Genomic DNA, 24,095 nt, shown 5'->3' on the forward strand with positions numbered 1-24,095 from the left:
GTAGACTAGGAGTTAATAATGACAGTCTTACATGTATCCAAATCAAACACCTATTCTGGCATGGAAAATGTAGCTATCAACATTATTAAAGCCATGCCTGAGGAAATACGCTGTGTATATCTCACAGCTACAGGTTCGATAGAAACCAAACTATTGGAGCAAAACATCGAGTATATCGGTGTGGAAAAGGTGGATGAGAAAGTCATTAAAGGAGTTATTGATGAAATTCATCCTGATATTATCCATGCCTATGAATATGACTGCAGTGTTATGTGCACAAAGGTCACAGATACCATTCCTATTGTGAGCCATTTATATTCAATGCCTAAATGGGCACAAAAGATTGGTCCAAAATCCATCATTTATGGTGGAGCATGCAAGTCTTTCGCCAGGATTATCCTTCCAGACAAAAAGGTGGCAGAAGACGCATGGTTCAAAGATAAGATGGAAGGTAAGACTAACGTCCTTGGTATCCCATACAATGCAGTAAAGACATACGAAAAGGGATACGTAGCAGGAACTGAAATGAAAAAAGAGAAGTTAGAGGCTACAAAATCTGATCTTCTCTTTGTTGGTTATCTTACAGATGACAAAAACCCATATGAATTTGTAAGGATTGTGGGTGAGATTAAGAAAACTCATCCAAAAGTCAAAGCAATTATGGTAGGCGGAGGCTATTTAGGAAGTGAATGCCTGAGCCTGATAGGCAAGATGGGATTGATGGACAATATCAAGATGGTAGGGATGCAGCACAATCCTTATGTCTACATGAATCAGACTAAGATTTTAGTGGTACCATCCAAATTTGAGGGCTTCGGAATGGCAGCCCTTGAAGCTATGACATTTGGTAAACCTGTCGTAGCCAGTAAAGTGGGCGGTCTTAATGTGACCGTCGATGATAGCTGCGGAAAAATATGTGGAACTGATAAAAAGCCTACAGACAGAGAGGCTTTTATATCAAATATAAACGAACTTTTGGACAACAGCGAGATTTATCGCATGAAATCTGAGGGGGCAAGAAGACGCGTCAAAGAGCTAAACAACTTTGACACATACATGGAAGAAGTAATCAAAATTTATGAGGATATTTACAACACTGCTAAAAAAGCTTAAGAGTGCAGATTTTATATTAGTAACTTTATCAACAGTAATTTGTTCAGGCTTATCATTCGTACTGAACGTTTATTCAAAGCACGAAGTAGACTCGCGTCCAATGGGTATTTACAGTGCCTGTCTAATCGTAATGACTTACATGAATTACGCACAGTTTGGAGTGCTTAACGCATACAACAGGGATTATCCACAGGCACTTGGACGTAAGGATTTTAACGAAGCAAACAAACAAAGAAATATTACTGTAACTTTCATGTTACTGGTTTATACTTTAATATTTATCCTCTTTGAAGCATGGGTTTTTTTTAATTACAGAGGTCAGATTGGTATAGATGAAAAGAACACATTTTATGCTTTTGGTTATGCAATGTGTCCTATTATGATTCTTCTGAAGAGTTTTGACGATATGGCAAACTCTACAGTGAGAATGCAGGGAAAATACAATAAATCAGCTCTGCTTGGATTTATACGTACGGTTCTGGCGTTTGGAATCGGTGTAGTTTTCATTAAGATTTTTGGCTACTATGGTCTGTATGCCATGTCCATTTCATCAGCTCTCATAGGAATCATTTTCTTTTACAAGGATTCCTTTAAAGGGACCAGACTTGATTTAGATTTTAACTATATGAAGTTGATGGTAGTGGGTGGTCTTCCACTTCTAATAAACAGCCTGATATGGACAATAGTTCAAAATGTGGATAAACACGTAATTCAGCTGTTCTTTGAGGACTCGGACAATGCACTGGGTGTTTACTCAGTACCAACAATGGGATTCACAACAATGGTCCTTGTACCACAGACAATTTCCCAAGTATTCTATATTAAGATTTCACATTTATATGGAGCTAATCACGACGAGAAGGAACTGCTTGATAAGGCAGGCTACTTTACCTGCATTACATCGGCTATCTCAGGCATTGCATGTGTATTAGTATTCTATATAATGCCTATATTCGTAGGTATATTTATGCCAAGATACACAGATGGAAATGTGGCGACGCAAATTCTTATCATAGGTGTTGCTATATATTCAACCACAATGCTTTTTGGAAATATTTTCAGCGTGGTAAAGCTTAACAAATCTTTAATTGCAAACTCAGTAGCACTTTGTATCTTTAACATGATTTTCTCCAGTGCATTAGTGTTATTGGTAGAAAGAAGCATTAACATGGTGGCTATCGGTACAGGTTTGTCATATGCTCTGTATTCGCTGCTATTAATGATAAAACTTACGAAGCAATTTAATTACCCATTTTTAAAGCTGGTGGCCAACAGCTGGCTTCCAGTGCTATCCATGGTAATACCGGGCGTGCTGTTTTATTTGATTATTCCAAACATCTATATTGCAGCGGGATTCACTTTGTTTACCATATTAGTGGTTTGTGCTATACTTCTTAAGTTAAGAATAAGAGAACGAGGATAAAACTGTGCTTAATTTATGCTTTATGGCTAGACGTCCATTTGATGATTTGTCGCCAGCCATATATAAAGACATCAGAAAAAATCATGATCCTGAAGCCAGAGGTATTTTCATAACCTGTGACTGTAAGGAGTCAAAATACATCAGAGATAAATTCGAACCAAATGATGAAAAAGTCATTATCTGTGAAATGTCAGAGTTTATGAATGCTCATTGGGACGAATTTACCCTTGAAAAATTGGTAGAATACGAAAAGAAATATGACGCTTCACCAATTTGGAAATATATATACGCAGATAGATTTTTAGTATATAGGGGTTATGAGTACTGTGTTCAGACCGCTTGTGGCTTGTTTGCATTCTGGGAGCACGTATTTACCACCTATGACGTAGACTTCTACTATGACGAAGTTATAGCTACATTACTCACCTACATAGCATACCTGGTAGGCAAAAAGGTGGGCACACATTATTATTCAGCATTATTGATGCGTTCCGTAGGAATGGATTTAACACATCATTACATGTTAAATGATCCTTTTGAGATGATGTATGACATGCCACAGGATTATTTAACAAAAGAATATACTGACGAGCAGCTGAAAAAGGCAGAAGATTTCCTTTCTGGTTTTGAAGAAAAGCACTCAAAACCAGCATTCATGCAGTTCTCAGGAAAGAAGCCAAAGTGGAAAGCAAAGTTTTTTATACTTCCGCTGTTCTGGGTTAGACAGAGATTTTTCAATCCTCACACCAGAGACAAGGGCTCATATCTTTACTACAAGGCTTATGAGCGTACAATGGAGCAGATTTTATTCTACTTCAGATACAAGGCTAGTATGAAATATTACAAAAAGCCTGATATGACCAAGAAATTCGTTTATTATCCTTTGCATCTGCAGCCGGAGGCATCCACACTGGTATGTGCTCAGAAATATGAAAAGCAGTTGTTCTTCCTGGACAATCTGGCAAAATCAATTCCGGCAGACACAGTTATTTATGCAAAGGAACATTATTCTTTCCTTGGTTGCAGAGACAACAATTTCTACAAGGCATTAGCAGAATATCCAAACATTGTTTTAATAAATCCATGGGAGGATAGTTTTGAACTAATAGAAAAAAGCCAGTGCGTTGCGACCTTAACAGGTACCGCAGGAATAGAGGCGATGCTTCTTCGTCACCCGGTTATCATGGGTGGAAATGCATTGTACCAGGATGCGCCAGGTGTAATGCACATAGAAGATATTTATGAAAATTATGAATCTGCTATGGCATCTTGGAAAAAGCCAGAGCGAGAAGATATTATAAAGTATTTGGCAGCCTATATGAGCTGTGCTCGCCCGGGAAATACTTATGCAATGAGCGATGCTCGTTTGGAGCCTGATAATGTTGCATTGGTTGCAAAATCAATGTACGACTATTTTAAGGAGATGAAACATGAGTAAAGTATTAGTTACTGGATCAGATGGATTTATAGGTTCTCACTTGGTTGAGGAATTAGTTAAAAAGGGATATGAGGTAAAAGCTTTTGTTTACTATAATTCCTTCAATAACTGGGGATGGCTTGACACATTAGATAAAAGCATTATGGACCATGTAGAGGTATTTGCAGGTGATGTCAGAGACCCTAACGGTGTTCGTGAAGCTATGAAGGGCTGCGATGCAGTGTTCCATTTAGCTGCACTTATCGCTATTCCATTTTCATACCACAGCCCTGATGCTTACGTAGACACCAACATCAAGGGTACACTTAATATCCTTCAGGCAGCGAGGGATTTAGGAACAAAGCGTGTGCTTGTTACTTCTACATCTGAAGTATACGGTACAGCTCAGTATGTTCCAATCGATGAGAAGCACCCATATCAGGGTCAGTCTCCATATTCTGCTACCAAAATCGGAGCAGACAGACTTGCAGAGTCATTCTATCGCTCATTTGATTTGCCTGTTACAATCGTGCGTCCATTTAACACATTTGGACCACGTCAGTCAGCTCGTGCAGTTATTCCTACTATCATCACACAGCTTCTTGCAGGCAAAGAGGAAATCAAGCTTGGTTCTCTTACACCTACCCGCGATTTCAACTATGTTAAGGATACAGCCCATGGCTTCATCGCAATGTATGAAAGCGACAAGACCATCGGTCAGGAAATAAATATTGCAACTCAAAAGGAGATTTCTATCGGTCAGCTTGCAGAAGAGCTTATCCATCAGATTAATCCAAACGCAAGAATTATCTGTGACGAGGATCGCCTCCGTCCAGAAAAATCAGAGGTTAACCGCCTCCTTGGCTCTAATGCTAAAATCTTAGAGCTTACAGATTGGAAGCCTCAGTTCACATTCGAGCAGGGACTTGCCGAGACAATCGAATTTTTACGTCACAACTTAGATAAATATAAAGTTGATATTTATAACATTTAATTTTTTCAACCAGGGGACTAGAAGATTAGAGGTAAATAATTATGTCAGATGAATTTATAGCTTTATCAGTTCCAAATTTAAAAGGAAACGAACTAAAATACGTTACAGATGCAGTAGAGACAGAGTGGGTTTCTACAGCAGGACCTTATGTAAGTGACTTTGAAAAAAAGCTTGCAGAATATGTAAAGGCTCCAGCGGCAGTCAGCACACAGAATGGTACATCAGCCCTTCACATAAGCTTGCTACTTAGCGGCGTTACCAGAGAAGATGCGGTTATTGTACCTACTCTTACATTTATTGCTGCAGTCAATCCTACAAAATACATCGGCGCAGAGCCAATCTTCATGGACTGTGACGATAGTCTGTGCATGGATCCAGTAAAGCTTAAAAAATTCTGCGAGACAGAGTGTGATTTCACAGATGGAAAGCTTATTGATAAACAGACAGGTCGTCATATTAAAGCCATGGTAGTTGTTCATGTATTTGGCAACATGGCTGATATGGAGTCTATTTTACCAATAGCTGAAAAATACAATATCAGAGTTGTTGAAGATGCTACAGAGGCTCTTGGCACATACTACACAGAGGGTAAATACGCAGGAAAGTATGCCGGAACAATGGGTGATTTCGGCTGCTATTCCTTCAACGGCAACAAAATCATCACCACAGGTGGTGGCGGTATGATTGTGGCTAAAGATCCTGAGGAGCTTGCCCATGCAAAGCACCTTACCACACAGGCCAAGGCAGATCAGGCTAACTTTATCCATGATGAAATCGGATTTAACTATAGAATGACCAATCTTCAGGCAGCACTTGGCCTTGCTCAGTTAGAGCAGCTTGAAGATTTCATCAAAACAAAAGAAGCAAACTATTTGCGCTACAAAGATGCTGTGGATAAAATGGAAGGCCTTCATGTTCAGGATTTCCGCGAAGGTATTCGCAGCAACTACTGGTTCTATTCGGTAGTATTTGAAAACGATGAGACAGGTCGTGACAGACTTATTGAGGAACTCAAGGAAAATCACATCCAGTCGCGTCCAATCTGGGGACTTATTTCAGATCAGCTCCCATACGAAGGTTCTCGTACCTACGAGCTTGAGAAAGCACCTTGGTATTGGAAGAGAGTAGTAAACGTACCTTGTTCAACGAATCTTACCTCAGAAGGTGTAGATAGAGTTTTGGATGTAATCAGAAATTTTAAATAGAGAATTTAAGTATGCTAAATGTTTTAATACACGAAGAAGATACAATTTTACAGGCAATGCGAACCTTTGATGCCAGCGGACGAAAAACAGCATTTATTGTTGATGAAGACAATAAATTGCTTGCTGCTGTATCAGAGGGTGATGTTAGACGTTTTATTTTGTCAGGCGGCGATTTAAATGAGCCTGTTAGCAAAATTGCCAATTATAAGCCTCGTAGTCTCAAGGAAGATGAGCGTGATGACGCCAGAGATTTCCTTCGCCGTCATAATATTCAGGGACTTCCAATTGTGGATGATGAAGGCAGAGTTATCGACACCATATTCTGGAGCGAAAATAATCTTACAAAGCAGAGCAATATTTCAGCTCCAGTTGTAATGATGGCAGGCGGTAAGGGCACACGTCTATATCCTTATACACGCATCCTTCCAAAGCCACTTATTCCAGTTGGAGACAAACCTATATCAGAGCTTATCATGGATAGCTTTGCAGAATATGGCATCAATAAGATGTTCATGATTGTAAATCATAAAAAGGGCATGATTAAGTCCTACTACGGTGAAACTCCAAAGCCTTATGATATCGAATTTGTTGATGAAGATGCTCCACTTGGTACAGGAGGTGGATTGTCCTTACTTCGTGGCAAGGTTAATGAAACCTTTATCCTTACCAATTGTGATATCCTAATCGAGGAGGATTACTCCAAGATATACGAGCATCACAAAAAAGAAGGCAATATGATTACGATGGTCTGTTCCCTTCGCAACTTCCAGATTGCTTATGGTGTGGTTGAGTTTGGCGAACATGGCAATATCATTGACATGAAAGAAAAGCCGGAATTCAGCTTCTTTACAAATACAGGCATCTATATTGTAGAGCCAGAGGTTATAGATTACATCAAAGATGGAGAAGTTATTGGATTCCCAGATATTATCAACAGACTAAAGGATGATGATAAAAAGGTAGGGGTTTATCCAATTAACGAAAATACATGGATGGACATGGGACAGCTTGATGAATTAAGCAAGATGGAAAGCCGTCTCCGCGGTAAATAGTACGCTAGGTACTAGAGTTAGAGAGGATAATTATTTGGAAAAAATTAAGAGTTTATTTTATCCAATGGATAGAAATAAAGCTGCAAGTATAGGCGCTGTACTAATAGCAGCTGTAGGTATTATCTATTCTATAGTTTTCTTTTTAATTAATTGCTTCAACAGAACCAAATCCCGTCATTACAATATGTATTTTGGTCTTATTCTTGTTGTAATGATTGCTATGGTGCTATACCTGCTGTGGCTGTTTTTCAGAAAGAAAGAGTGGAGCTATTCCAGAGTTTATGTGATTCTCACGTTGGGCTGGAGTATAGTGATGCAGTTTGTGATGCCTCCTATTTCTGGGGCTGATGAAGTTCATCATTTCTATAGTGCGTATCATTGCTCTGATGTATACATGGGTATCAAAGACCATGATTATGACACTACGCCAGGCAGTGAGCCAAACTGGATTGAAGGCACCACATATTCAATGATGCGAGCAGAGGAATACATCAAGCTTCCATTTGTTGATGTTACATTTCCTTATCAGTATCAGGTCCTTGCAGATTTTAACTGGTTTAGTACATCAGACGAATTAAAAGCTCTGGTTCCTTGTTATATCAAGCCTACACAGGCGCGCAGATATCTGTTGTCAGGACTGGGAATAGCAATAGCCAGATGGCTTGGCCTTGGGTTTTCAGGGCTGCTATTCATGGGCAGATTTGTCAACAGTCTTACACTCATAGTGGCAGGCTGGTTTTGCATAAAGCTTCTTCCAGTGGGAAAGCTACAGCTGCTGACATTTTCATTATTCCCAACTATATTACAGCTGTGCGGGTCATACTCTTATGACAACATGAGCATACTGTTTTCCATGATATTACTTGCTATGTGTCTCTACTTCAGCAAGGAAAATGTTCGACTACATGCATGGTACGTATATTTTATTGGAATAGCGTTACTTGTGCTTGTACCTAACAAAATGGTTTACACATTGTTTGGAATCTGGTTCTTTGTTATTCCTTTGAAAAAATGGTGGACAGATGTATGCTTGAGCAAAAAATGGTATGAATACATTTTTGGTGGAGCATTTGTAGTAGGAGTTATTGGTGTTGTAGCAAAAATGTATCCAAAATATTCCTACATTTTGTATGACCAGTTCGTGCTTACTCAAAATCATGCAACCATCGAAACAGACACCAGCAGAGCGGCATACACTTTATTCGATGTTGTAGCAGATCCTGCAGGAACAGCCAAATTCGTTTGGGAAGGAATCAAGGTAGATTTCTGGTACAACATACATCATGTTATCGGTAGTGAGCTTGGTAACGTAAACCTAAACGCCAAGGCGCCGATGGCAGCCATTGTGACAATGTTAATTGTCTTGATAGCAGGAGTCGTAATTAGCAGAGGTAACAGACTTAAGAATTGGCAGAAAATAATTATCTGCGTTGGACTATTTGTTTGTGTAGTGGCTATATTCGTGGGTTGTCTTGTTAGATTTACACCTCTTGAAGGAAGCCAGCGAGTACAAATTTCCTATAGATATTTGATACCTATATACATGGCACTGGCTATCTGTTTTGGTACAGATGAAAAGGAAAACAAAAGAGCATTATCACTTATATTAATCCAAAATGTGGCTCTTATGTTTGCAATGTGTGGAGTATTATATTTCTTATTCCATTTAAGAGATGGAATGCCAGTTCCAGAGATTTTACATCAGATTGGTTATTAAACGGAGGTTTATGATATGACAAGAGAAGAAGTACTTGAGATTTTGACAGAGATTTTCCAGGACGTATTCGATGACGATGAAATAGAGCTTACAGATGCTACAACAGCTGACGATATTGAGGATTGGGACTCATTAGAGCAAATCAATCTTGTAGTTGCCTGTGAGAAAAAGTTCAATGTTAAGTTTGATATGAAGGAAATCCAGGCTCTTAAAAACGTAGGTGAAATGGTTGATACAATTCTTTCAAAGGTGCAGTAATGAACAATTACAAATTTGAAGATTTAAGCGTGGGCATGAGTGAGTCCTTCAAGGTGACCATTACTCAGGAAATGTTGGACAGCTTCAAAGGAATTACTGGTGATATCAACCCACTACATAACGATGAGGCTTTTGCCATATCAAAAGGACATCCAGGTAGGGTGGCCTATGGCATGCTTACAGCCAGCTTTCTTTCTACTTTGGCAGGTGTTTATATACCTGGCGAGCGCAGCCTTATTCAACAGGTGGAAACGAAATTCTCAAGTCCTGTTTATATTGGTGATGAACTGACTGTAAAGGGCGAAATCGTAGAACTGGTTGAAAGTGTTCAGCGCCTTGAGTTAAAGGTTACCATCACAAACCAGAGCGGCAAAAAGGTTCTTAGAGGGAAAATGCAAATTTTAGTGGTATAGAATTAAGAGGTCATCGCGACCTCTTAAAGCTATGTTTACGGAGAAATAATTAATGAGAGAAAAAAAGACTTTATTTGTTACAGGTGCTTCATCAGAGCTTGGCTGTTCATTAATTGAAAATGTAGCAGACAATTATGATATAGTGGTGGCTCATTACCGCAGCAGTGTTGAAAGGCTCTTACCTCTTGAGGAAAAGCTTGGAGCCAAATTGATGCTTGTACAGGCGGATTTTTCTGATTCTGTATCAGTCAGAAAAATGCTGGATTTTCTTAGTGAGCGTGAAATAAAGCCAGACCATATCGTTCATATGGCAGCATTGCCAATGGAAAATAAACATTTCAAAAAGCAAAGCTGGTGCAACTTTGCAGAAAATATAGAGACAGACCTTAGACCGATAGTAGAGATACTAGGTGAGTTTCTGCCTGCCATGAGCAAGCAGAAATATGGCAAAGTAATATTTATGCTTACCTCATGTACGGTGGGAATGCCACCTAAATACACTACGGTTTATACCACAGCTAAATACGCTTTACTTGGACTGCTGAAATCATTGGCTGCTGAGTACGCTGAAAAGGGCATAACAGTAAACGGGGTTAGTCCTGAGATGATAGATACACGCTTTTTAAAGGATTTACCGGATCTTATAAAAGAAATGAATGCCCAAAATATGCCTCAGAAAGAAAATCTCAAAGTAGAACAGGTAGTGCCAACTCTTGCATTTTTACTTTCAGACGGGGCAGATATGATTAGTGGGCAGAATATTGCGATAACTGATGCAAAAGCATAATAGTGTATTTTAAGGAGTTAATATGCGAAACATAGTTATAGTAGGTACAGGCGGCGCAGGCAAAGAGACCAGATGGTTGATTGAGCGTATAAATGTAGTAACACCTACATGGAACATATTAGGATATATAGATGTTGAACCAGGTGAAGATGTCATTGGTGATGATAGTTTCATTACAGAAACTACAGAGGACTTAGACGTAGTTATTGCCATGGGCTCAATGGAAAGACGCAAGTTTTTATATGAGCTTTATGGCAAAAATCCTAGGGTTCATTTTCCAAATCTTATTGATCCTTCAGCAACCATTTCAGATAAAGTTACTATGGGTGAAGGAAATATAATCTGTGCTGGTGCTATACTCACAGTTGATGTGAAAATAGGTAATCAGAACCTTATCAACTTTAATTGCACAGTTGCGCACGATAGCGTTTTAGGAGATTTCAATACACTAAATCCTAACGCAAATATTTCAGGTTCCTGCACATTAGGTAACCTAATCGAAGTAGGTACCGGTGCACAAATTGTTCAGGGGAAGAAAATTGGAGACGAAACCCATATTTGGGCCGGCTCTTGCGTAATTAAAAACACAAAAGGGAGATGTGAGGTTGTTGGTGTTCCAGCCAAAACCGTACTTAAATTTTAATGAAGCATATATTAATAATTTGTCAGTACTTTTATCCTGAGCAGTTTAGGATAAATGATATGGCTTTTGAGTGGGTTAAAAGAGGATATAAAGTTACTGTAGTTACAGGAATACCTAATTATCCTGAGGGGAAATTTTATCCAGGTTACGGGTGGTTTAAAAATACAGAAGAAACTGTAAATGGGGTGGAGATTCACAGAATTCCATTGATTGCAAGAGGAAATGGAAAGCTTGGTCTTATCATGAACTATTTCAGTTTTCCATTTTTCGGCTTTTGGTGGAGCCTGTTTACAAGGATAAAAGCTGATGAAGTTTTCATGTTTGAAACCTCACCTATGAATCAATGCAAGGTAGGTGTACGTTATGCCAGAAAGCACAAGATTCCATGCTACCTTTATGTACAGGATTTGTGGCCAGAAAATGTGGAGATGATAACTGGTATACATTCACCAATTGTAGTTAAGCCTATTGAGAGAATGGTGAGAAAAATCTACAAGGGATGTACACATATTTGGGGTACAAGCCCAAGTTTTGTAGATGGAATTCGTAAATACGTAGATGATAAGGAAAAGGACAAAGTAAGTTTTTGGCCACAGTATGCAGAGGAGTTTTACCAGCCACTTCCAAAGGTTGAGCATAAAGGCTTTAATGTGATTTTCACAGGTAATATTGGTCAGGCTCAGGGACTGGAGATTTTACCTTTTGCTGCGAAAATTATTCGTGAACAGGGAATCAAGAACATCCGATTTACTATTGTTGGAGATGGTCGTGCCAGAAAGTCCTTTGAAGAATCAATCACTAAAAATGGTGTTTGGGATATGTTTGAGTTTGCAGGACGAGTTCAGCCAAAAGAAGTTCCAGGCCTTCTTGCCAAAGGCGATGCTGCTTTCATTTCATTTGCAGATGATGAACTCTTTGCAAAAACCATCCCTGCCAAATTGCAGTCATACATGGCATGTGCTATGCCAATCATCGCATCAGCAAAAGGTGAAACAGCCAGAATCATCAAAGAAGCCGATTGCGGCATGTGCTCTAGTATCGGTGATGCCGAGGAGTTGGCTTTTAGCATAATAACAATGAGCAAGATGGCCCAGGAGCGAATCGCAGAAATGGGACAGAATGCTTTGAGCTACAATAAGAGTCACTTCGACAAAAAGACACTCATGGATGAGATGGATAAATATTTAAAATAAAAAATGCTTCTTCCATAGCTACAATACAGCATTGGAAGAAGCATTTTTATTTATAAAGATTCAATATAAAAATCCATGTATTTCATTCGCTCTATTACATAGTATCTAAAATCATCTAGCTTTACAGTAGAGTCGTAGTAGTTGCCATCAGGCCAGCGAGCCATGGTGCGGTCAAAAGCACCGGAATCATATATATCTGATTCATACTGATCAATCATGGAAACGAGGTTTTGATCAGATAATACAGATTCTCTTAAAACTACGTATCTGGCTTTGACTTGATTGATGATTTCTGTGTCACCACAGTTGATTAAAAATGGTACAGCCCCCCAATCGATAGTCAGGTCGTAGTCGATAGGATTGTAGTAGGAGCTTATCCCGTGATGACCTTCCCCGTCAACATATCTGTTCCCCCAGGTTTGATCCATATCCCATGGGGAAAAAAGGAGTTTGTATCCTTCGTACCCGGTTTCAGATAGTTTGGTGGCGGCATACAGGTTTTTTACTCCCGAACCATAAATGTTGTCAACCGCCTGAGTAAGCTTGTAGAATATCCATAAATCAATGGAATTATCAGTATCCACGCTTTCACGAATGGTGTAAGGGTCGTTGGAATAGGCCATATTGTAATACAGCTGATGCAAAATACTGTAGCTTAATTCAGAACCGCTTTTAACAGTATATCCAGGCAGCCATAAAAGGTCGGGATTATCATCCATAGGCTCCAGGTCCAGGGCAAATTCGGTTTCAGACCAGTCGGATTTTTTGAATAAAGCTTCTCCGGTGGAGATATTAAAAGATTTATTATCAATAGGGTAAGTCAACGCATACAGGCCGTGATATCTTCCATTAAAGAACAACTCCACATATTTATACTGGTTTGATGCAGTCGCGCCCCATTCGTTGTTTTCCGATGACATCTGTCGCCACAAATTCATGGAAAACACAGTTCTGATTTTTTCATAATCCGAATATGCGGAATATAATATCCAATCGTCGTCGGTTCTAAGGCCCAATAGATTCATATTTTTAGAGTCACCGAAGTTGTTGGTTGAGTCTAAAAGAGTTATGCGATAACTTTTTTGTGGAAAATCAACAGTGGTGCCGCCACGACGATGAATCTTGAGCGCTGTGTTTGTTGTTCTTTTGCTGGAATCGAAATCGTCACGGTTATCATACAAGGTCATATATCCCGGAGCGTAATCCAATATATCGTAGGTCTCGTCTAGATCTAATTCTAGAGCAGTATCCACTGAAATGGAAATATTCATAAGCGGAAGATTAGTGACAACAAAATTTGAAACACTTATGGAATCTTTATTGTAAAGTATTAGCTTTGGTGCGTCGTTATTTAAAATGGCGGCGTGGATGAAATTGCCCTTTAATGCTTCATCATAAGGATAGGTATCATTTTCGATGTGAAGAGTTTCCTTGCCAAAGTCGTTGCCATCAATGTGAGAATAGTAAAAGCTATTATCGATTACATCATATATAAGTTTTTCATCACCAATATATATTTCAGTAGTCAGGGGCGTTTCAGAAGGAATATTATATTTGGTCAGGGAATCAAAACGTCTTTGCGTAATGAAAATCTTGGAAATGGTATATTCCGGGGAAACTCTTGAAGAAGTCACAACGATAACCCAGGCGCAAATGGCCATAACAATAATAAAAATTATGGAAAGGATGCGGTGAGTTAGGTTGATAGTAATGAGGTCTTTTATTCGTTCCATAAAATCGAAAAGGTTTGCCTTTCTAATTAAAGATTATTATGATGTAATAGTGTAAATTCCTTGATATCATTATATCGATATGGTTTATAATTACAATTATTTATGTGAGGTGAACAGTGGAATATCGCCACGAACTGAAATTTCTGGTACCAGATATCACTTTGGAAAAAATCAAATACAGATTAAGTCCGTTTATGGAAACTGATGAGCACCATGACTCAGAGTACTATACCATACGCAGTCTGTATTTTGACGATTATTTTGATAAATGTTTAAATGAAAACAGAGCCGGCACAGACAACAGATTCAAGTACCGCATACGCTACTATTTGGACAATCCAGAATATATTAATCTTGAAAAGAAATACAAGCTGCGAGGCATGACAAAAAAGGATTCAGAAACTATTACAGCCTCTCAAGTGAATGGCTTTTTACAGGAAACTGCTGACGTGACAGACGGTAAACTTGCCACAGAATTATTTGCGGCAAATCTAAAATCAGGTATGCAACCAAAATGCATTGTGGAATATGACAGATGTGCATTTGTGGAGCCGGCGGGCAACGTGCGAATTACTTTTGACAAAAATTTAAGGGGCAGTACGGAAGTTGAACGTTTTTTTGATACATCCGAAGAATTTCCTATCCCTGTCATGGAACCGGGGTGGCACATTTTAGAGGTTAAATACGACGAATTTTTGCCGAGACATTTGCTGCAGCTGGTGGATATCAACAATCTCCACAGACAGTCATTTTCAAAATATGCAATGGTTAGAGAGGAACTAAAAATAAGATGAGCTTTTCAGATATTATCAAAAAATCAGTATTAGAGGGCTTTGCAGCAGCGGATATGTCCGCAACCTATATATCAGCTGTAATGCTTGAGACATTTCTTATAGCACTATATATATTCTTTGTTTACAGATTCTTTACCAGAAGTACTTTTTACAACAGAAATTATGCCGTATCCATGTCAGTTATTTCTCTTGTAACTGCAGGAATTATTCTTGCCATGCAGTCTAATCTGGTTATCTCGTTAGGTATGGTTGGTGCGCTTTCTATCGTCAGATTCAGAACTGCCATCAAGGAGCCTATGGATTTATTATTTTTATTTTGGTCCATCGGAATAGGTATTGTAACAGGCGCAGGACTTTTCAAGCTGGCAGTTATCATGTCGATTTTTATCACAATAGGAATCGTTGCCTTTAATATGATTCCAGCCATTTCATCACCGGAACTTCTGGTGTTAAAGGTGGAAAATCCAGAGACTCAGCAGAGTGCAATGGAGATAGTAAAAAAATATACCACAGCCCATAAGGTTGATTCAAAAAGCTCCACAAAGGGTTCAATCACTATGGTTATAGAGATAAAAACAAAGGAAGGCAGCAAGCTTGTAGACGAGATCACAGGAGTGACAGGGGTGATTTCAGCCACTCTAATGAAGCATGAGGGAGAGGTTAAATTCTAAACTCTTATTGATAAAAAGTTGAAATTAACTCTATTGACTTTTGGTGGGATAAAAGCTAAGGTCAATAATAAAATGATAGATTTATTTGAGCTTCTATTTATTAAGGAGGAAGACTATGAACAATATATTAGTTATTGGCGCTCATTTTGATGACGCAGAACTTGGAGCAGGTGGAACAATGGCAAAGTACATTGCCATGGGTAAAAATGTATATAAAATCACATTGACAGATACAGAAGTAAAGTCAGACCTTATGGATTTGGACATCAAGACTGAAACAGGTCGCGAAAACAGTGCGAATGCCTGCAAGGCCCTTGGTGTTAAGGAATTGGAGTTCCCAGCAGCCAAATATGGCAATCTTGAATATTCACAGGAAACAATGCAGAATCTTGAGAAAATCATCTCTGAGTATGACATTGATACATGTATTTTCCATTTCAAAGAGGATTACAACACAGACCACCTTGCAGCTCATCAGATTTGCTACACAGCTGCAAGACATTGCGACAATCTTTTGATGTTCCAATCAAATCCATACATCATTGGTGAGTCATTCTATCCAAATGTATTCGTAGACGTATCTGATTTTGTTGAAAAGAAGCGTGCAGCACTCCAATGCTATGAGGCTGCCCACAACAGACAGGGAAACCTTTTTGAGACAAATATCGAGCGCAACAAAATCTGGGGCTATGGTAACCACTGCCAGTACGCTGAAGGCTTCGTAGCTGTAAAGCTAAAGCTTGAAGAGCACAAATAAATATTTCTACAATATGGAGACGGGCTATAGCTCGTCTTCTTTTATTTTTGTGTATTAGTGGATTTGTAATTATGGTAGAATTGTTACGAAATAGTGAATGAATTATGGAGCCAGTGAATGAAAGTAGCATTTGGAACAGTAATATACAAGCAGGCAAAGCACTTTTTTAAAGATCTGATGACCTGCGTAGCTAATCAAACTGATATAGATTTTGATGTTTTAATAGTAAATGACAACTATTCTAAAGTTGAACTTGAAGATTTAAATATTACTGCAGATATATTTTTAGACCTTGAGCCAAAGCATTGTTCTGTAGCACAGACCAGAATAGAGATGATAAAGGCGGCCAAGGCGGCAGGTTATGACCTACTTGTGGTGGCAGATGCAGATGATACCTTTGTCAATGCCAGAATTGAAGAGTATAAAAAAGCGTACGAATTAGACAAATCCTATGCTTTCTACTATAATGAATTGGTTACGGAGAATGGCAGTACTGTACTGGAAAGTATGCCTGAATTCGTGACAAGCGTTAAAGCTATCTCCCAAAGCAATTTTATTGGCATGGGAACAACAGCGATAAATCTTGCTTTACTTAGTGAGGAATATATTGATTCCCTAAGTGAAGGCGATTGCCCTGTGTTTGACTGGTATGTTTTCAGCAGACTTCTTATGGATGTGGGTGCAGGAAAGCTGGTTAGAAATGCCGCAACCATATATCGCATTCACGATAACAACACAGTCGGCACCAGCCACAATGTGCAGCAGGAGTATCAGGTTAAGCTTACACATTATTTCAATTTAGCTAAACGTTATCCATACTTTAAGTATCTTTATGACGAATTAAAGGATTTGGATATTAATAAAATAGACACAAGCCAAAGTCACAACGGCTATTGGTGGAGCAACATAATTATGGAGGATTCCTATGAGATTTAATTATCAGGATATGGTATCAGGTGGCAAAAAGCCATACGTTATTGCAGAGCTTGGAGCTAATCACAATGGTGATATGGAGCTTGCCAAGACAATGATCAAGACAGCAAAGGAGTGTGGTGCTGACTGCATCAAGCTTCAGTCTTTCACAAAGAGCAATGTATTTTCAAAGAAGAATTATGAGGACAACTTCTTCCTTGGAGATGATTATAGAAACAGAACAGACTACACATTAGAGTCTATCGTAGAGGCTTACGCTCTTTCAAAGGAGCAGCATCACGAGCTCAAGGCATATTGTGATGAGCTTGATATCGATTTTACATCTACACCATTTGATAAAGCTGGTGTTGATTTACTTGTTGATGAGCTTCACGTGCCATTCATCAAGGTTGCATCTATGGACGTTGAAAACGTACCATTCCTTAAGTATATCGGAAGCAAGGGTGTGCCTGTAGTTATTTCTACTGGTCTTACAGGAATGGATGATGTAGTAAATGCTATCGCAGCAATCGAGGCAGGCGGCTGCAAGGAAATCTGCGTACTTCACTGTGTATCTATCTACCCACCAGCAGACGAGCAGGTTAACCTTAACAATATCGATATGTATCGCATGGCTTTTGGCTATCCTACAGGATATTCTGATCACACATTTGGCGTGGTTGCACCTATCATGTCTATTGCTAAAAATGTATGCATCATCGAGAAGCATTTCACAATGGACAAGAACATGAAGGGTTGGGATCACAAGATTTCAGCAAACCCAGAGGAAATGAAAATCATCTGCGATGCAGCAGAGCAAGGCTACAAGATGATGGGAAGCTTCCGTAAGGTAGTAAACGAGAGCAAGCATCAGCGTGAAGAATACAAGCGTTCAATCGTAGCAGCTCGTGACCTCAAAAAAGGCCACATCCTTACCGAGGACGACCTCGACTACAAACGCCCAGGCACAGCCATCTCACCAAAATTCTATGAGATGCTCATCGGAAAAGAATTAAAGCGCGACATCACCGAAGACGAATTATTCCAGTGGGGCGATTTCTAAATCGTAGCGTGTAGCGTATAAATAAATTTCTATTTCGCGTAGATATTCACACAACCTAGCTGGCAGGTGGCAATTGCTATACCCACTATTTTTGAGAGTATAGTGAAAACGATGAAAAAATAGTGGGTATAGCAATTGTCGCCTGCCAGCGGAGGATTGAGAAAGAGTAAATTATGATTGCATTTATTCCAGCTAGAGGTGGCTCCAAAGGAGTCCCAGGAAAAAACATAAAAGAAATATGTGGCAAGCCTTTGATTGCATGGACTATAGAGGCCGCCAAAAAAGCAAAATGTATAGATAGAGTAATCGTCACCACTGATGATGAAACCATTGCAGCAGTAGCAAAAGAATATGGTGCAGAGGTCCCATTTATGAGACCAGCGGAGCTTTCAAGCGATACCGCATCAGCTATCGATGTTTATCTTCATGCTACAGAGTTCGTCATGAATGAAACAGGCGAAAAAATTGATAAGTTCATGGTACTTCTTCCTACAGTTCCTCTTAGAACTGAAAAGCACATAGAAGAAGCTATTGCCCAGTTTAAAGCGGATGATGCCACTACTCTTATTTCATTTGCAGAAGCCGAGGTCCCAGCCAGCTGGTACCACGTAACAGACGAAAATGGCAGAGTTCATAATGCAGGCTTTGGCACAGGGGTAACCATGAGCAACCGCCAGAATAATGAGACTTACATAGTCCCAAATGGTGCAATTTACATTTTGGATTATGACCTTTTGAAAAATAACAGAACCTATTATTGTGATAACACAGTGGCATATATCATGAGTCGTGAGGATTCAATAGACATTGATTATCCTATCGATTTTGAGTTTGCAAAATGCCTGATGGAAAAGAGAGTTAATGACACTATTTAGAGCCATAGCCTTTTTGCTGCATTTCACCATAATACCGGTAGCAATAGGCAGACTAATTACATATACTAAAAAAAATCCTGCCGGTAAGAAGCCGGTAGTTACATATTTTGTTGGATGGTTTTCGTCGCTGGGAATTTTTTATGTTTTATGCTCAGTGCTTGAGTGGCATCAATATTGGAATACTTTTGACAAACCATTTACAGGTTCTTTTTCAGCATTATGTATTTCCTATTCATTTATAACTATGTGTATGTGTCTTGGTTGGGTGAAAAAGGATTTTGCCCAAATAAAATTGGCACTAAGCAAGCTTAAAAATGTACCAAGTTGGATAGGTCAAAAATTAAATCGTGGTATAAAGGATAAAATATATAAAATCTTATATACCGCAGTATTTGCAGTTATATTAGGTGTTCAGTTATATTTTGCCTATGGATACCAAGTGGGAGAATGGTCATATGACGATTATGACTATGTAGTAAATAGTCAGGATACTATAACTACAGATACGATAGCATACGTAAATTATATTACTGGCGAAATGCCATTTACTGCAGATAAAAGAGCTGTTGTAGCATGGCCTACTTACATTGCATATTTGGCTAAAATATCAGGATTTGAAGTTGCCACTATATGCCATACTATAATGCCTGTTATATTGCTTTTGGTAGCGTATTTTGCATTATATTATATGGCTATGTTCCTGTTTGAAGAATTTGAAAATCGTATGATTTTCATGAGTTTGTTGGCTTTTACTTTTATGTTTGGTTTTTATTCGCACAGTTCATTGACATTTAGATTGCTAGGTACTCTATGGCAGGGTAAGGCGGTTCTTGGAGCTATAGCATTGCCTTTCTTTATGATTTATTTATTTGATGAATATAAGAGTGACATTAAAAATACAAACGCTGTTCAGATTGCGCTAGTTTCGCTAGGAATTAGCTCGTTAAGCAGTATGGGATTGATTCTCTTACCATGTCTTGATATGAGTGTCTGGTTTGTTATGTGCATTTACCATAGACGTATTTACGGATTGAGATATTTAGTTGCCAGCCTATTTGGTGTTATCTATTTATACGTATTTTACATACTTATGAGTATGCTGATTCAGGATATGGCGGGAGTTACTAGAATTTTTCATCGTGGGAAAGATATTAACTGGTGGTATAGATGGTTTGGAACGAATTTCTAATTTATATTTCCAATGAATATTGGGGAAATTATATTTTTGCAGCACTGTTTGGTATCGCTCTCATTGGTATATTTTTTATAGAAAAAGAAAAAATCAAAAGATATGGATTTTTATGGTATCCACTTTTAATTCTAATATTTATCTATAATCCTTTAACAGTTTATCTCAGTGGAAAAATATATGAGGCTAGTACATTCGATCAGTATTTCAGACGTTTTTTTAATTTGATACCTGTTATCGGTATAATTGCGTATGGATTAGTCTTGAGTTTAACAAAACTGCATGGCAAGAAGAAATTTATCGCTTTCATTGGCATGTTACTAACAATCAGTATAATAGGACATTCAATTTACTCAGAAGAATGGTTTGCGAAGGCTGAAAACAGAATGAAGGTACCGCAGGATGTGGTAACCATTTCAGATTTGTTTGCGGATTATGATAGTGATAAAATACGAATAATGGCGCCAAAGGATTTGGCAGTTTACCTTAGGCAGATTGACTCAAGGTTTTCAATGCCTTACGCCAGAGATATTCCAGATGAGGCTTATGAGCTTACCAATCCTATACCAAAGCCTCAGATAATAGTGGATTATTGCAAAGAGGAAAATATAGATTTTGTAGTTGTGTCGGCAGTAGATACTGTACTTAATACTTACCTGAATTATGGATTTAAGTTATATGGCAGAACTACCTACTATGCTGTGCTTGAGCCAAACGACCCTGATTGGATTTTGACTGAGTATGAGGATGAATCCGGTGACCAGGGCATGGCGTATATCATGAAAAATATAAACGATGGCACTGTCATCGTTATAGATGGTGGCAACGCAGGCAATGAAGAGCAGATGCGAAAGGCCATCAAGAAAAACGGTGGAGTGGTTGATGCCTGGATTTTATCCCATTATCACAAGGATCACATAGATACCTTCAATGCTATCTACGAAAATCCTAAGGGTATCAAGATTAAAAATATTTATGCCACACCACTTGATGCTGAAACATTCCATAGCCTTCCATTGGAAGAGTGGGATGATGTGGATACATTCGAGACATTTCAGCAGATAACAACAGGTGCAGACAACATCAACTATATCGATAGAAATGATGTTTTGACATTTTCAGATGGGCTTAAGATTACATTTTTCAACAGCTGTGATGATGTTGTTATTGAAGGGCGAGAGGACGTACCAAATAATGTCTCACTGGTTTTCAAGATGGAAACAGAGGACAGAAGTATTCTGATTTGTGCAGACGCTCATAGCAAATATCTTGCAGAGTATCTGGTAGATACCTACGGCGAGGATTTACATGCAGATATCCTCCAGTGTGGACATCATGGCAACAACAGTATGCCAGCAGAAACACATTTTTATGAGGTGGTAGCACCAGAGATTGCAATATTTGACGCACCTGAGTGGGTTATGACTGGTGCAGAATACACAGCCGGAGCACTGGCTGCATATCTGCAAGACCTTGGCGCAAGAATAGTGTGGTTTGAAACAGCACCTAATATATTTGGATTTTAGTTGTGGAGATTTAAAATGAAACAAATACTTGAGAATAAAAAGTGGATATCTATTATTATAATCTCATTAGTAGTATATATACGATGCTCTTATGGTGTTGTCAGAAATTATGCTGTAGTAATGAATGTTATAGTAGTAGGAATTGGCTTTCTATATTGTTGCATATTAACTGCTAATGATTATAAAGCAACAAAGAATAGCATTATTAATCCAGCAATACTATGGTTGGTGGTATTTGTTTTTTTTGAATTTATATATGGACATTTTAAGCTATTTATAAATACAGACGAATATAGTATGCAGTATACATTGTTAACAATTGTACCTGCATTATTGTGTTATGAAATATTATGGCACAATAAAGATGATATATTAGATATTCTTACCAGTGTTGGAAGTTTCGTAATTATCGTGGTCTTTATAACAAATATTCTTTATGATTCATTATGGGATGAAGTCCGTGCAGGTGTTTTGGTAAGGGTTGGTGAATTGCCAGGTGCATCAGTTATTGACACCGGTAACCTTTACTTATTAATGTTGATTCCAATCTTATACGCAATCATAGTTGAACGGAAGAGGCTAATACTTCTTATTCCTACAGTAGTAGGAATAAGTGGAATTTTATTGTCAGGCTCAAAGTCGTCACTTATTCCAATAGTTTTTGTGTTTGCCATATTATTTATTGGTTCATCTAATGATCAGATTACACTAAAGAAAAATATATGTATTTTTTTAGCAGTTATATGTTTCTTAGGTATTCTTTGTTATTTTGTACCTCTATTAAATGATATTGTTATAGGCAGAATAGTAGAGTTGTTAGAGGAAGCGAACGCCACAGAATATAACTTTAAGACAAGTACTGGTCAAAGAAAAGCAATATGGGATGCATTTAAGGCTCATTTTTTTGAAAAACCAATACTAGGGCATGGATTTTATGCATTTAAAGAAATGCCATATTCAGCATGTACTTTGGTAAAAATATCAGAAGGAGTTTATGAGTTAGAAAACTCACAAACTCATATGAATTATACGGAGATTCTTTTCTCGTTCGGAATTGTTGGATTTATATTGTATTATTGGCTACCTGTATTATTATTAGTTAAGTCATTCTTATCAAAGAATAGGGTTGGAAAAATGATAGGGCTGTCAATGTTGGTATCTTTTATCTTTATTGATATGGGACTGGATATGTTCTATAAGTACATGACACCATATTATGTATATTTATTGGTATATATATTAGTTGGAGCAAAAGATGCTCAGGAGGAGAGATAATATTATGAAATATGCAATTATCGGATGCGGACGTATTTCACCAAACCACGTTGTTGCATCACAGAAAACAGGATTAGATTTAGTAGCACTTTGTGACCTTGACCTTAAAAATACTGAGGACAAAATCAGAAAATTTGATTTGGATGCTAACTATGTAAAGCAGTACACAGACTACAAGGAGATGCTTGCAAATGAAAAGCCAGAACTTGTAGCTATCGCCACAGAGTCAGGAAAGCATGCTCAGATTGCTCTCGACTGCATCGAAGCAGGATGCCATGTTATCATTGAAAAGCCAATCGCACTTTCACTTGCAGATGCTGATGCAATTATCGAGGCTGGTCACAGAAAGGGTGTTAAGGTATGTGCCTGCCACCAGAACAGATTTAACAAGTCTATCCAGATGATTAGAGAAGCTCTTGAAAAGGGAAGATTTGGTCGTCTTTTATATGGAACAGCTCACATCCGCTGGGCACGTGACCACGAGTACTATGACCGCGCTTCATGGAGAGGCACATGGGAGCAGGATGGTGGAGCACTTATGAATCAGTGTATCCATGACATCGACCTTCTCCGTTGGATGATGGGTGATGACGTTGTTAGAGTAGTTGGTATGACAGACAGATTAAAGCACGACTATATACAGGCAGAGGATTTAGGTATTGCATTAGTTCAGTTTGCCAACGGAAGCTATGGTATCATCGAAGGTACTACAAATGTATTCCCTAAGAACCTTGAAGAGACACTTTATATCTTCGGTGACAAGGGAACTGTAAAGGCTGGCGGTGACGCTGTAAACCTTCTTGAGGAGTGGAACTTCTCTGATTACATCGATGAGCCAGAGCAGGTAAAGAAGGAGTGTTCAGAGCTCCCTCCAAACGTATATGGTTTTGGTCACTCAAAGCTATATCGCGATGTAATTGATGCTATAGAAAATGATAGAGAGCCATATGTAAATGGTGAGGCAGGACGCCGCGCCCTTGAGATGGTTCTTGCAATTTATAAATCGGCTGCAACAGGCGAGAGCGTAGAGTTCCCACTTAAGGACTGCAGCACAATGGATTTTGTAGGAAGATTTGATAAATAAA

At 38.6% G+C, this 24,095-nt stretch carries 23 protein-coding genes; 22 read left to right on the top strand and 1 reads right to left on the bottom strand.

The annotated features are described in order from the left end of the window. Positions 1-18: 18 nt before the first annotated feature. Genes BLV53_RS08455 through BLV53_RS08510 form a run of 12 tightly spaced genes read left to right on the top strand, consistent with a single transcriptional unit; the run spans position 19 to position 12,215 of the window. Positions 19-1,113 (top strand): glycosyltransferase family 4 protein, encoded by a 1,095-nt coding sequence (locus BLV53_RS08455; protein WP_090299830.1) that lies wholly within the window; start codon positions 19-21, stop codon positions 1,111-1,113. Then, complete coding sequence (locus BLV53_RS08460) at positions 1,079-2,536, top strand: MATE family efflux transporter (RefSeq protein ID WP_090299832.1); 1,458 nt, start codon at positions 1,079-1,081, stop codon at positions 2,534-2,536. The genes BLV53_RS08455 and BLV53_RS08460 overlap by 35 nt, the downstream gene beginning before the upstream one ends. Before the next feature lie 4 nt (positions 2,537-2,540). Continuing rightward, entirely contained in the window at positions 2,541-3,974 is a 1,434-nt protein-coding gene (locus tag BLV53_RS08465) for a capsular polysaccharide export protein, LipB/KpsS family (protein WP_090299834.1), read from the top strand. Continuing rightward, the gene (locus tag BLV53_RS08470; protein ID WP_090299835.1) at positions 3,967-4,947 is read left to right on the top strand and encodes an NAD-dependent 4,6-dehydratase LegB; all 981 of its coding nucleotides are present in this window, start codon (positions 3,967-3,969) and stop codon (positions 4,945-4,947) included. The genes BLV53_RS08465 and BLV53_RS08470 overlap by 8 nt, the downstream gene beginning before the upstream one ends. Before the next feature lie 41 nt (positions 4,948-4,988). Beyond that, positions 4,989-6,152, top strand: coding sequence for a LegC family aminotransferase (locus BLV53_RS08475; RefSeq protein WP_090299837.1), 1,164 nt, complete (start codon positions 4,989-4,991; stop codon positions 6,150-6,152). Positions 6,153-6,163: 11 nt separating this feature from the next. After that, positions 6,164-7,204 (top strand): sugar phosphate nucleotidyltransferase, encoded by a 1,041-nt coding sequence (locus BLV53_RS08480; protein WP_090299839.1) that lies wholly within the window; start codon positions 6,164-6,166, stop codon positions 7,202-7,204. 34 nt (positions 7,205-7,238) lie between these two features. Then, positions 7,239-8,921 carry a DUF2142 domain-containing protein gene (locus BLV53_RS08485; RefSeq protein WP_090299841.1) on the top strand — a complete coding sequence of 561 codons (1,683 nt, stop codon included), beginning with the start codon at positions 7,239-7,241 and terminating at the stop codon, positions 8,919-8,921. A gap of 15 nt (positions 8,922-8,936) precedes the next feature. After that, complete coding sequence (locus tag BLV53_RS08490; protein ID WP_090299843.1) at positions 8,937-9,179, top strand: acyl carrier protein; 243 nt, start codon at positions 8,937-8,939, stop codon at positions 9,177-9,179. Beyond that, on the top strand, positions 9,179-9,592 hold the full coding sequence (locus BLV53_RS08495; protein ID WP_090299845.1) for a MaoC family dehydratase: 414 nt from the start codon (positions 9,179-9,181) through the stop codon (positions 9,590-9,592). Before BLV53_RS08490 ends, BLV53_RS08495 begins: the two co-directional genes overlap by 1 nt. 52 nt (positions 9,593-9,644) lie before the next feature. Further along, a complete protein-coding gene (locus BLV53_RS08500; protein ID WP_090299847.1) occupies positions 9,645-10,379 on the top strand; it encodes an SDR family oxidoreductase in 735 nt (244 codons plus the stop codon). A gap of 22 nt (positions 10,380-10,401) precedes the next feature. Beyond that, a complete protein-coding gene (locus BLV53_RS08505) occupies positions 10,402-11,022 on the top strand; it encodes an acetyltransferase (RefSeq protein ID WP_090299850.1) in 621 nt (206 codons plus the stop codon). Positions 11,023-11,081: 59 nt separating this feature from the next. Next, on the top strand, positions 11,082-12,215 hold the full coding sequence (locus BLV53_RS08510) for a glycosyltransferase family 4 protein (protein ID WP_242879061.1): 1,134 nt from the start codon (positions 11,082-11,084) through the stop codon (positions 12,213-12,215). A 50-nt stretch (positions 12,216-12,265) separates the two neighbouring features. Here the strand turns inward: BLV53_RS08510 and BLV53_RS08515 are convergent, their stop codons facing one another. Then, a complete protein-coding gene (locus BLV53_RS08515; RefSeq protein WP_090299853.1) occupies positions 12,266-13,948 on the bottom strand; it encodes a CotH kinase family protein in 1,683 nt (560 codons plus the stop codon). Between the two features lie 116 nt (positions 13,949-14,064). Here BLV53_RS08515 and BLV53_RS08520 point away from each other — a divergent pair, with 116 nt between their 5' ends. The 10 genes from BLV53_RS08520 to BLV53_RS08565 all read left to right on the top strand — a co-directional run bounded on the left by BLV53_RS08520 (position 14,065) and on the right by BLV53_RS08565 (position 24,094). Then, positions 14,065-14,742, top strand: a complete 678-nt coding sequence (locus BLV53_RS08520; RefSeq protein WP_090299855.1) for a polyphosphate polymerase domain-containing protein — start codon at positions 14,065-14,067, stop codon at positions 14,740-14,742. Continuing rightward, on the top strand, positions 14,739-15,413 hold the full coding sequence (locus BLV53_RS08525) for a DUF4956 domain-containing protein (protein WP_090299857.1): 675 nt from the start codon (positions 14,739-14,741) through the stop codon (positions 15,411-15,413). The genes BLV53_RS08520 and BLV53_RS08525 overlap by 4 nt, the downstream gene beginning before the upstream one ends. Positions 15,414-15,528: 115 nt before the next feature. Next, positions 15,529-16,170 (top strand): PIG-L deacetylase family protein, encoded by a 642-nt coding sequence (locus BLV53_RS08530; protein WP_090299859.1) that lies wholly within the window; start codon positions 15,529-15,531, stop codon positions 16,168-16,170. A gap of 117 nt (positions 16,171-16,287) precedes the next feature. Continuing rightward, positions 16,288-17,106: a glycosyltransferase family protein gene (locus tag BLV53_RS08535; RefSeq protein ID WP_090299861.1), complete on the top strand. Its 819-nt coding sequence runs from the start codon at positions 16,288-16,290 to the stop codon at positions 17,104-17,106. Beyond that, complete coding sequence (locus tag BLV53_RS08540) at positions 17,096-18,145, top strand: N-acetylneuraminate synthase family protein (RefSeq protein ID WP_090299863.1); 1,050 nt, start codon at positions 17,096-17,098, stop codon at positions 18,143-18,145. Before BLV53_RS08535 ends, BLV53_RS08540 begins: the two co-directional genes overlap by 11 nt. A 173-nt stretch (positions 18,146-18,318) precedes the next feature. After that, positions 18,319-19,020 carry an acylneuraminate cytidylyltransferase family protein gene (locus tag BLV53_RS08545; RefSeq protein WP_090299865.1) on the top strand — a complete coding sequence of 234 codons (702 nt, stop codon included), beginning with the start codon at positions 18,319-18,321 and terminating at the stop codon, positions 19,018-19,020. Further along, entirely contained in the window at positions 19,007-20,209 is a 1,203-nt protein-coding gene (locus tag BLV53_RS08550; protein ID WP_090299867.1) for a DUF6077 domain-containing protein, read from the top strand. Before BLV53_RS08545 ends, BLV53_RS08550 begins: the two co-directional genes overlap by 14 nt. Beyond that, positions 20,188-21,735, top strand: a complete 1,548-nt coding sequence (locus BLV53_RS08555; protein ID WP_090299869.1) for a ComEC/Rec2 family competence protein — start codon at positions 20,188-20,190, stop codon at positions 21,733-21,735. The genes BLV53_RS08550 and BLV53_RS08555 overlap by 22 nt, the downstream gene beginning before the upstream one ends. A 15-nt stretch (positions 21,736-21,750) precedes the next feature. Then, the gene (locus BLV53_RS08560; RefSeq protein ID WP_090299870.1) at positions 21,751-23,010 is read left to right on the top strand and encodes an O-antigen ligase family protein; all 1,260 of its coding nucleotides are present in this window, start codon (positions 21,751-21,753) and stop codon (positions 23,008-23,010) included. 4 nt (positions 23,011-23,014) lie between these two features. Then, positions 23,015-24,094: a Gfo/Idh/MocA family protein gene (locus tag BLV53_RS08565; RefSeq protein WP_090299871.1), complete on the top strand. Its 1,080-nt coding sequence runs from the start codon at positions 23,015-23,017 to the stop codon at positions 24,092-24,094. Position 24,095: the final 1 nt, after the last annotated feature.

Origin of the sequence: Pseudobutyrivibrio sp. ACV-2, assembly GCF_900107545.1 — a bacterium.
Classification (GTDB): Bacteria; Bacillota; Clostridia; order Lachnospirales; family Lachnospiraceae; genus Pseudobutyrivibrio.